Annotated in this window: 9 protein-coding genes; 5 read left to right on the top strand and 4 right to left on the bottom strand. The window is 52.3% G+C overall.

The features are described from left to right. The first annotated feature begins 70 nt into the window (after positions 1–70). Positions 71–565 (top strand): methylated-DNA--[protein]-cysteine S-methyltransferase, encoded by a 495-nt coding sequence (locus VMX96_11175; GenBank protein ID HUU64456.1) that lies wholly within the window; start codon positions 71–73, stop codon positions 563–565. Between the two features lie 123 nt (positions 566–688). On the opposite strand, the gene VMX96_11170 is transcribed toward VMX96_11175, so the two are convergent. Both VMX96_11170 and VMX96_11165 read right to left on the bottom strand, forming a co-directional pair. Continuing rightward, on the bottom strand, positions 689–1411 hold the full coding sequence (locus VMX96_11170; GenBank protein ID HUU64455.1) for a cache domain-containing protein: 723 nt from the start codon (positions 1409–1411) through the stop codon (positions 689–691). A gap of 144 nt (positions 1412–1555) precedes the next feature. Then, entirely contained in the window at positions 1556–4987 is a 3432-nt protein-coding gene (locus tag VMX96_11165; GenBank protein HUU64454.1) for a DNA polymerase III subunit alpha, read from the bottom strand. A gap of 627 nt (positions 4988–5614) precedes the next feature. On the opposite strand from VMX96_11165, the gene VMX96_11160 reads away from it, so the two are divergent. Further along, positions 5615–6934: a folylpolyglutamate synthase/dihydrofolate synthase family protein gene (locus VMX96_11160; GenBank protein ID HUU64453.1), complete on the top strand. Its 1320-nt coding sequence runs from the start codon at positions 5615–5617 to the stop codon at positions 6932–6934. Between the two features lie 622 nt (positions 6935–7556). Here VMX96_11160 and VMX96_11155 read toward each other — a convergent pair. Both VMX96_11155 and VMX96_11150 read right to left on the bottom strand, forming a co-directional pair. Next, on the bottom strand, positions 7557–7814 hold the full coding sequence (locus VMX96_11155) for a hypothetical protein (GenBank protein HUU64452.1): 258 nt from the start codon (positions 7812–7814) through the stop codon (positions 7557–7559). Between the two features lie 222 nt (positions 7815–8036). Further along, on the bottom strand, positions 8037–8282 hold the full coding sequence (locus VMX96_11150; GenBank protein ID HUU64451.1) for a hypothetical protein: 246 nt from the start codon (positions 8280–8282) through the stop codon (positions 8037–8039). A gap of 118 nt (positions 8283–8400) precedes the next feature. Between VMX96_11150 and VMX96_11145 the strand changes: the two genes are divergently transcribed. The 3 genes from VMX96_11145 (at position 8401) to VMX96_11135 (ending at position 10388) form a co-directional block, all read left to right on the top strand. Then, on the top strand, positions 8401–8922 hold the full coding sequence (locus VMX96_11145; protein HUU64450.1) for a hypothetical protein: 522 nt from the start codon (positions 8401–8403) through the stop codon (positions 8920–8922). A 150-nt stretch (positions 8923–9072) separates the two neighbouring features. Continuing rightward, a complete protein-coding gene (locus VMX96_11140; GenBank protein HUU64449.1) occupies positions 9073–9615 on the top strand; it encodes a hypothetical protein in 543 nt (180 codons plus the stop codon). A 98-nt stretch (positions 9616–9713) separates the two neighbouring features. Continuing rightward, positions 9714–10388 (top strand): hypothetical protein, encoded by a 675-nt coding sequence (locus VMX96_11135; protein ID HUU64448.1) that lies wholly within the window; start codon positions 9714–9716, stop codon positions 10386–10388. Positions 10389–10438: the final 50 nt, after the last annotated feature.

Raw genomic sequence — 10438 nt, 5'->3', positions numbered from 1 at the left:
GGGTTATTGCGTACTGTAAAGGCGCCAGATATAATGGCTTGAGTTTAACTAACCCCTGGGGGTTGTGTGGATGCGGTATGCTATTATTGATACCGAGCTTGGAAAGATAGGGCTGGTGGGCTCCGCCGCTGGGCTGCGGCGAATCATACTGCCCCAGTCATCCCCGGGGGTGGTGCAGGGGCTCATTGTGCAGGGTTTCCCCGGGGCCGTTGCCGACCCCAACCCCTTCGGCGACCTGCCCTGGCGGCTGGGGCGCTATCTCAAGGGGGAGCAAGTTTCCTTTAACGATAAGCTCGATTTGAACGGCACATCTACTTTCAAGCGCGCAGTATGGGTGGCGACCCGCGCTATCCCCTACGGCCAGAGCCGAAGCTACGGCTGGATCGCCCGGCAGATCGGAAATCCGGGGGCGCTGCGTGCTGTAGGGCAAGCGCTCGCCAAGAATCCGCTCCCCATTGTGGTGCCCTGCCACCGGGTGATAGGTAAAGACGGTAGCCTCACCGGCTTTGAAGGCGGCCTGGAGATGAAAAGACGCCTCCTGGGGATAGAGGCATCATCCCGTTAAGCTAAGATACCACCAGTGCTTCCTCGCCAACTAGGGCGTCGAGTCTCTTGTGGAGCCGGGGGCAGTAGCCTGTGGTCTCAGGCAGCCTGAGGCTCTTGCTGATATCTAAATACGTGAACGGCCTTACTCTATGAGGCCGAGGGTGAATGTCCACCCCAGAAGAGACGATACTTTGGAAACTGCCTGCTCCGGCCCACCACCGAGCGCGGAAGAGTCTTCCATGATGAGATTCGCATCGCTGTGTAGGGCTATCAAGCCGTCGCCGTTAACAGCGTAGAGCACCATGTCGTCCGGCAGCTCCATGTCATCGGCGATGAGCTGGCTCAGCTGGTCAAGGTACACCGATACCCCCAGCGCGCCTATTACATCGCCGCCGCTCATCACCGGAACCACGGCCACCATCACATCCCTGCCCGTGGATTTGCTCACAACCAGGTTGCCGATCACCGTCTCCCCGGCCATAACCTTGGGGAAATATGCGCGGTCGGAGATGTTGGCGCTGACTTTGCCCGCATCCACCGTGTAGTACGATCCGTCTGGCAGGGCGAACCAAGCCACCAGCGGAATGCTGGTTTCCTCGAACTCGGTAAGGATGTTCACCATGCTGTCCCACTCCGCGGAAACCACCTCATCCGTAACCGCCATAATATCCATAGAACCCACCACCCCATCGATACGGGCCTCGGTCAGCGCAACGGCGGAGGATACCCCCACCTCTCCGTTTACCTGGACGGCCGGGCCGGTGCCCTGTCCGCATGCAGCGGCGAGCACGGGCAAAGCCAAGCAGATACCCAGAAACAGGTTTATCTTCTTCACTGTAGTCCCCTTCCAGTTGAAATTCGCCACATCGACTCACATGAACCCGCCATTCCCATTCGTGGCGTGGTAGAAATAATAAAATATTAACGCACAGATGTCAACATACATCTATGACGACTTAATTAGAAGATTGTGTTAGTGTTGGCAAAGGTCTCTGTTATCGCGGATCCCTTACTCCACCATTAAACTGCCCTCGCCAACGAGGGCGGCGAGTCTCTTGTGGAGCTGGGGGCAGTAGCCTGTGGTCATCTCGGGGAGCTTGAGGTCAATAACCTCATCCCCACAGGTCACACGTAGGCTTACCTCATCCCCTCCGGGGTAATCCTTGAGGACTGCCGAAATCTGGTGCAGGCGTGCCACATCGCTCTCCTCATCCTCGGTCTGGGCGATATTTATCAGCAGCCTGTAAACGGGGGGCGGAGCGGCTGCCACATCCTCAGGCTGATATTGGCGCACCAGCTCACAGCTCAGTTGCACCCGGTCCCCTCTGGCGCGCACCTTCCCCTCCACCAGGATGATGTTGCCCTCGCTCCAGAGCTCCCTGGTGCGCTCATAGACCTCAGGCCAGGCGGTAACCTCGGCTTGGCCATTGAGGTCCTCGAGGGTGACGCTGGCAAAGGGACGTCCATCCCTGGTGTATAGCTGCCTCACCGCGGAAACCATGCCGGCGGTCACCACATTCCGCCCTGCCATCTCCTCATCTATCTCACCGCATAGGGCAGTGGTAAGCGGTGCGAGATTGGGAGCGGCACGGGTGTAGGGGTGCTCGGAGAGGTAGACTCCCAGAAGCTCCCGCTCCCAGGTTAGTTTCTGTTTCAGATCGGCATCGTCCCCCTCCAGCTCCAGGTCCGGCAGGGGGACGGGCACGCTCTCCCCCCACAGGTCGAACATGGTGGTCTGCCCCGTTTCCCTGAGCCGCTTTTCCCTCTGGGCCAGTGACAGAATGCGGTCTATGCTGGCGAGAAGGGCACCGCGATTGCCCAGGGCGTCCAGCGCCCCTACCTTGATCAGGCTTTCCAGGGAACGTTTATTCAGGGCTCCTAGGTTGGCTCTGCGGCAGAAGTCCGCGATGGACTCGAACTCACCATCGGCGCGGGCGGCGATGAGAGGCTCGACTGCCCCGAAACCGACGTTCTTGATCGCTCCCAGGCCGAAGCGAATCCCCTTTTCCCCGTCCTGGGGTTCGATGACAAAGGAGGCCTCGCTTTTGTTGATGTCCGGTGGCAGAATGGGGATGCCGAGGCGGTTGCAATCGCTGACGGCGGCGTGTATCTTCTCTGGCTGCCCGATATCTATGTTGAGCAATGCACTCATGAACTCAGCTGGGTAGTTTGCCTTAAAGTAGGCGGTGTGATAGGCGATCATTGCATAGCTTACACTGTGGGCCTTGTTGAAGGCATAGCCGGCAAAGGGCTCGATGAGTTCGAATACGTCTCTCGCCAGCTCCTCGGAAAACCCCCTCTCCGTGGCCCCTGCAATGAATTTTTTTCGCTCTTTCTTCATCACCTCGGAGATCTTCTTGCCCATAGCCTTGCGGAAGATATCGGCCTCTCCCAGGCTGTAGCCGGCGAAGGCCTGGACTATAAGCAGCACCTGGTCCTGGTAAATTATCACCCCGTAGGTTTCCTCCAGTATCTGAGAGAGGGCAGGATGAGGGTATTGTATCGGCTCCAGGCCATGCTTTGCCTTAATAAAAACGGGTATGTGCTGCATGGGACCGGGGCGGTAGAGGGCGATCATGGCGGCGATATCACTGAAGCAGGAGGGCTTGAGCTCCTTGACGAAGCGGCGCATACCCGCGCCTTCAAGCTGGAAAACCCCGGTGGTGTCCCCTGCGGAGAGGAGTTCAAAGGTTTTAGTGTCATCGAGGGGCAGCTCTCTGAGGCTGATAGTGATCCCCCTGGTCCGGGCAATGAGCTCTACCGTTTTCTCCAGGACGGTGAGGTTCGCCAGCCCCAGGATGTCCAGCTTGAGTAAGCCAATCTGTGCGATAGCTTCCATGGGGAACTGGGTCATGGCGATCGCTTCTTCACCCGCCCTGGTCGGTCGCTGGAGGGGCACATAACAGGTGAGCGGCTCCTTGGAAATTACCACACCGGCAGCATGGGTGGAGGCATGGCGACAGATGCCCTCGAGGCCACGGGCATTATCTACGAGCTGGCGCACACCCTCATCCTGACGATACAGCTCACCTAGCTCCCGGTTGTCCTCCAGGGCCTGCTCCAGGGTCACATTCGGGCCAGTGGGGACCAACCTTGCTACCCGATCTACATTCCCATAAGGCATTCCCAGGGCGCGGCCAACATCCCGTATCGATGCCCTGGCGCCGAAGGTGCCGAAGGTAATGATCTGGGCCACACACTCGGCACCGTATTTCTGGGCGGCATAGTAGATCACCTCATCGCGCCGCTCATCCTGAAAATCAAGGTCGATGTCGGGTAGTTCCTTGCGCTCCACATTGAGGAAACGCTCGAAAACCAGCTTATTATCAAGCGGATTGATATCGGTGACCCCCAGAGAGTAGAGAACCAGGCTGGCGGCGGCGCTGCCTCGCACCCCGAATAGAATCCCCCTTTCTTTAGCAAAGGATATGAGGTCCCAAACCACAAGGAAATAGTTGGCGAAATTGGTTTTACGTATTATATCCAGTTCGTACTCCATGCGGGCCACCATCTCAGAGGCGGGCTGGGCAAAGCGATGCCTGAGACCCTCCTGACAAAGCTCTTCTAGATAATCATCAGCGGTCTTGCCCTGTGGCGTTTCAACCTCGGGGAGTAGAGACCGCCCGAATTCCAATTCAAGATGGCACAGATCCGCAATACGCCGGGTGTTCTCCAGGGCATGGGGAAGATCCGGAAAGAGCTCTGCCATCTCCGTCTCGCTCTTTAGATAGAATGAGTCACCCAGCTTCATCCGCTTCTCATCGTAGATGGTGGTGTTTCGCTGAATGCAGAGGAGAAGCTCATGGGAAGGTAGGTCATCCTTCAGTGTAAAGTGTACATCGTTGGCGGCTACCAGGGGGATATCCAGCTCTCCTCCGAGGGCGATGAGCTGGGGGTTTACTCGTTCCAGCTCCGCTATGGGGTGGCGCTGCAGTTCGAGGTAGAAATCGCCGAAGACCTCCTTGTACCAAACTGCGGCACTCCTGGCTTCCTCGAAGCGCCCGTCCAGCAGCAGTCGCGGGATCTCGCCCTGGAGGCACCCGGAGAGGGCCACCAGTCCCTCATGGTGCTTGGCTAAAAGCTCCCGATCTACCCTGGGCTTATAGTAGAAACCATCGAGGTGTGACCTGGTGCTGAGTTGAAGTAGATGCTGATAACCCTCCACGTTCTTAGCGAGCAGTATGAGGTGGTAGGGTTTTTTATCGGCGGGGTTTCTGGAGCGGTGCCCAAAGGGTGTAGTATAGAACTCACATCCCAGGATGGGCTTTACCCCGGCCTCTGTGGCAGCCCGGTAAAATTCTATCACCCCATGCATAGCACCATGATCGGTGATTGCCAGGCTATCCATTCCAAGCTCTTTTGCCCGGAGGATGAGCTGGGGAATGCGGCACAGGCCATCGAGGAGGCTGTATTCGGTGTGAACGTGAAGATGGGTAAACATGGGTCATAGTATTATACCATAGGTGACCCAAAAGGTAGCTAATGTGCTCGTCCAGTACACTGGTGATACACACCGTTAGCCAGCTTTTCATAGTCATTGCCACGAAAATACCATTATCTGTCCGGACGGACCCTACACCCTTGTCATTCCCGCGCAGGCGGGAATCCAGGCCGATCGGTCTCCGGGTTCCTGTTTCATATTCAGTGATGTTTTGTCATGAAACCTGGGGATTGCCACCCCCGATATATCGTCCGATAAGTCGGACTATCGCAAAGCGGAGGGGTCGCAATGACAAATTGGATATTTCCCCACCCACCCGCCCTCATGTGTTTTATTTAGGGGACACCCCTTTATAACTGTTTCCCGATGAAGCAATTGGGTAGCCTGGAGCCGATGCTCCAACCCACAAATAGACCCATTTGTAGGGACCGCTGAAAAAGATGTGAAGGATACTTCCTTCCGGGGGTCTGGGGGTGTCCCCCAGATTTAAAAGTCCCCCAAGATTGGGGGATTAGGGGGTTGATTGATACTATTTCAGCAGTCTCTTATAGTATGGCGGGCGTTTGTATATCCATCGGGCTTGGTGACGTTTCTTATTGGCTCGCCTGCTCATGATATAATAGTGCAGTGAACTATCACGAAGCCATAAGCTACATCCTGAGCTTTACCGACTACGAGAAATTGCCCGCCTCTCTCTACATGGCGGCCAACTTCGACTTGAGGCGAATGGCGGAGCTCCTTAAGAGATTGGGCAACCCTCATCTTGCCTCCCCGGCGATTCACATAGCGGGTACCAAGGGAAAGGGGAGCACCGCTGCGATGATCGCCTCCGCCCTCTCAGCCGCGGGATATCGGAACGGGCTTTATACCTCCCCCCATCTGCATACCTTTCGGGAGCGGATTACTATCGATGGTGAGATGATCGCTGAGGAGGAGTTCTCCGCCCTGGTAGAGAGGTTGCGGCCTGAGATCGATGAGGTGAATCGGCACCATAATTATGGCGAGATAACCACCTTTGAGATATTGACCGCTCTGGCCTTTGCCTGCTTCAGCGGGCGGAGGGTCGACTTCCAGGTTCTGGAGGTGGGATTGGGGGGGCGGCTCGATGCCACAAATGTAGTAACGCCCCGGATTGCCGTGATCACCTCGCTAAGCCTGGACCATGCCGAGGTTCTGGGCGACTCTCTGGCTAAGATTGCCAGGGAGAAGGCAGGTATTATCAAGCCCGGGGCAATGGTGGTGAGCGCGCCGCAGACCTTTGAGGCTGCAGAGGTGATAAGGGAGGTATGTGACCAAAACGGGGCAAGCCTCATTGAGGTGGGACGGGATATCACCTGGAAAAAATTGACCTCAAACATGGCAGGGCAATCTTTTGAGGTAAGGGGGAAGAAGGGGAGTTATCAGCTTGCCATTCCCCTTATTGGCGGGCACCAGTTGGAAAACGCCGCCATCGCCGTCGCAGCCCTGGAGGCTCTCGCTATCGGGGCAGAGGACATAGCGCGGGGGCTGGCTCAGGTTCGGTGGCCGGGACGCCTGGAGATACTGAGAGATAAGCCCCTTTTCCTGGTCGATGGCGCTCATAACGCAGACTCGGCAAGGAAGCTGAGAGAGGCTATCGAGGAGTATTTGAATTTCGATAGATTAATTCTTATAGCAGGAGCATCATCCGATAAAGATATAGCCGGGATGTTGGGGGAGCTAGCTCCGATTTCCAGCCTGATCGTCGTTACCTGTTCCCGCCATCCCCGTGCGCTCGCGCCGGCCCTGATTCTTGATGAGCTGGAAAGGCAAGGGGTGAAGGGAGAGCTGGCGGAGAGCGTGTCATCGGCGGCCGAGCGCGCCCTTGCGGTAGCAGGGCCGGCTGATCTCATCTGCGCCACGGGTTCACTCTTCGTTGCTGCAGAAGCCAGGGAGTACATAAAGGGCATACCGGTTGAGATTTATTGATTTCGCCGATCTACTATGAAATAATATGGGTTACTATTAGACAATATAATGGTAATATAGTGTAATAAAGAGAATTAGAGCGAAATGGAGAGAATTAAAGGATATAAACTGGTTCTCTTCTCGCTCCAGTTAGTTTGAACGGGGTTCACGGCGCTTGACATTTACCGGGGAGCTTTTTTAGTGGGTATTGTCATATATTAAGCTGATGGAGATTGTTGAAAAAGAGGTGCCCCGATATAATCGGGGCCGGGGGTATGGGGGTGTCCCCCAGCTTTAAAAAGTCCCCCAAGATTGGGGGATTAGGGGGTTGATTGAGACTACTACAGCGGTCTCATCTAAGTTGTGATTCATAGCTGGGCAGATCGGTTACCGAGTAGCAGACACTATCAAGGTAGTCACAGGTATCTTTCATCTTTGTCACAAGGTAGGGCAGAAATTCGTGCTCAGCGGTCTGTAACGGGGAATTTTTTTAAACGGGGCATTTCCCATGAAATGATGCTCCAGTTTGGAGGCAGGTTTTCTGTGGGGTGGCGGATCCGGATTCGGTGGAGCTCTAACTGCTGTGACAGGCAAAATCCGCGCATTATTAAGTTAAGAAGGGTAAGTGAAGCTCAGGTCTCTTCTAGCCCTGATTGATTTTTAGGAGGGCTTCCTCGGGCAGCATTTCCGATAGAATTTCTTGTAGTGCCATGGTATGGCTGCAAAGACCCCATAGCGAGAAGAAGTCACAGGTGCACTGCCACTGCCCATCTTTGCATTTAACAGTATAGGTGTTGTGCTTCCCCTGGAAGCTTGTGGTGAAATCGGAGAAGGTGATGCGCTCCTTCTCCTGGGCATAGCGCTTCGCCTTTTCGATCTTGCCGATGAGACTTGACTGCATAATTCCCTCCTTAAAGCTCAAGAGCACCCTTATGTCTCGGGGTGCTCTTGCATCATCTTGGCTGTAGAATTAGTCCAAGCATCACACTAATATTGTACTCCTTATCCCAATAAAGTCAATAGTTTTTACCCGGTAAATACATTAAAGACGGCAACACAATAGACAACCCGTAGATAGGTGGATGGTGACTATGGCTTTGCCGCTGCGTCCATTTGAATGCAGTTAATAAGCATCAACCGCGCTCAGGCGGAAGCGAACAGTGGATTTACCGCGCCCTGGATCGCGGCGATAGATATCAACGATACTCTCGACGGATAGCTTATCGAGGTACATCGGCAGACCTCGGCCTGGGGATTCTTTAAGGATGGTTATGTAGCCACGCTTAACCCAGCGGGCAATAGTGCTGAAGGGGATATCGAAGAGAGCGGAGGCCTCTCGTACTGTTACGGGATATGGTTTATTTCGCATTGAGGAAGTGTACCACGTATTGACATGTGTGTCACAAGTGATTAAGAAATGGGGAGCGCCTGTAGCGCACCTCGATTGTGGTTGACACCTTTAGTTGTCCTATTTAGAATACGTATACATGGAAGCTGCGGGCATCCTGGGAATTTTAGGATTTGCACTTGGTATAGGCATGGCTTGCCTAGAGATACGTCGCTATCGCCTTCCTCTTCATTTAAGGGTTCATGACATTGAGTTAGTTGATTCATCGGAAGATGCTTATTTCTTTGTGATTCGTTTGGCATTTGTAAATCCGGCGACACGGGGAAGAACTGTGTATCGTGTTGCAGCTGGTGAGCCAAACGAAGCAATTGCATGGAAACCGAATTCATATCAATGTAGAACAGGTCGGAGTATCGTAATTGGTAAACTACCAAATACTGATATTGAGACGCAAATTTCAAAGGATGAAAGACTACAGGTTCCCCTTGATATACCCCCACACCAATCCCGGACCGGTTTAATTCCGGTGTTAATTCACAAGGACACGGAGGTGATTCATACCCAGAAAGTTCGTCTACGTTTAGATGCTTTCGATATTTCAAAAAAGAAACCAATTGCAAAATTTGACGAAGTGATTGATCTACACACGCATATACTCTAGTCATAGTGGCACAAGAAGCCGGAAGCAATACTCGTGTTGCTAATGGGACTAGTGGTATGCCCAATCATACTTATTATGGAATGATGGCGCGTTAATAGAAATGACATATCTAATTTAACCAACGACTAAAAAGAAAAAGGGGAAAGAAGTATGATAAGCGACCAACGGGGGGTGATAGGGCATGAAATAAAAAATGGAGGAGAAAATAGGGGGAGTATCTTATTGATTTTTGGGTGTGTCTTTTTGGGTAGCGGAATAGTCATTTTTATATTACAATTTGCCTTAGCTTTCACGGACGTAACAGGCGACATCGATTTATTAAGTGTATCACTGGGGTGTATTTCAGTTGGACTAGGTTTTATTGCTTTAAGTGTGGCAGCGAAATCAGACAGAAGGCATACTGAATTAATGAATAAGTTGAGAAAGGAGGTGGCACGTATACCAGCAGATGTAGGTGACATTCTGACGCTATCAGGACGAGTATTTGAAGTAAAGACACCAAGAATGCGTGCTCAAGACGCACTTGAGAAAAGTAAGGAAGAGGCACAGAGAAAGGAAGAGGCACAGAGTAAGGAAAAGGCAAAGAAAAGACTGGACGAAGATACGAAGAATGTTGGTTTCGTCAGAGGAAAAATATATAAAAAGGAAGCTGGAAAATGGGTAATCAGTTGGGGTGGTGAGTTCCCGCTGTAAAACTAGCTAACTTAATTATAAGCACTAAGATGCTATAAAAAGAAACCCATTATATTATATATGCACGAACTATGAAGTTCCGCGGGGAGTGAAAGAAATTGAGCAATTTCGCAATTAATTACAAAAAATGTCCATATTGCGGTGGGACTGCGGAAGATCCCTGCAACTACACTTTGTGCCCAGTGTGTGAGGGCGATGGTCGAATAGAGAAATATCCCAATGAAAGGGATTGCCCTTTCTGCAATGGAACAGGCCAAGATCGCTGGGAATTTAGCCCATGCCGTAAATGTGATGGGTTTGGAGCGCTCGATAGAGAGCCGGGTAGAGGACCAGTTAATTTATTTTATATCGGCGGAGAAAAACACTATAGCGACCGTAGAACAGTCGAAAATATTCTTGAAGAAGTAACTGGCAATGTACTCATTTGCGATCCTTACTTTGGTAAAAACACTCTCGATCTACTATGCAAAATACCTAATAAATGTGCAGTCCGTTTTCTTCTAGTACGGAGTCAAGGCGTTTCAGAAGATGATTTGAGGCGATATAAACAAGAACGTCCATCATTTCAATTCAAATTAGCAAGGCAAAAAGACATGCACGACCGCTACATTGTTGACGACAGAGGTCTTACGATTCTAGGTCATGGGCTCAGGGATATCGGCGAAAAAGAATCATTTGTAGTCTTTCTTGAAAGATCATTAATTCCAACTATTATTGAAGACGTCTCCATATCCTTTGAAAATAGATGGGGATCAGCAACCTCAGTATTTTAATACCCATATCTCATATATATTCAGCCCCCAGTACACAGATTTTCTTTACC

The sequence above is a fragment of the Dehalococcoidia bacterium genome, from assembly GCA_035528575.1.
GTDB lineage: Bacteria > Chloroflexota > Dehalococcoidia > E44-bin15 > E44-bin15 > DATKYK01.
Note: the sequence above shows the minus strand (reverse complement) of the source record. Positions and strands in the feature narration are given on the sequence as shown.

Excerpts from the sequence above, each read along its gene's own strand:
- VMX96_11175 (HUU64456.1), top strand. The coding sequence starts at position 71 with ATGCGGTATGCTATTATTGATACCGAGCTTGGAAAGATAGGGCTGGTG.
- VMX96_11150 (HUU64451.1), bottom strand. The coding sequence starts at position 8,282 with ATGCGAAATAAACCATATCCCGTAACAGTACGAGAGGCCTCCGCTCTC.
- VMX96_11145 (HUU64450.1), top strand. The coding sequence starts at position 8,401 with ATGGAAGCTGCGGGCATCCTGGGAATTTTAGGATTTGCACTTGGTATA.
- VMX96_11140 (HUU64449.1), top strand. The coding sequence starts at position 9,073 with ATGATAAGCGACCAACGGGGGGTGATAGGGCATGAAATAAAAAATGGA.
- VMX96_11165 (HUU64454.1), bottom strand. The coding sequence starts at position 4,987 with ATGTTTACCCATCTTCACGTTCACACCGAATACAGCCTCCTCGATGGC.
- VMX96_11155 (HUU64452.1), bottom strand. The coding sequence starts at position 7,814 with ATGCAGTCAAGTCTCATCGGCAAGATCGAAAAGGCGAAGCGCTATGCC.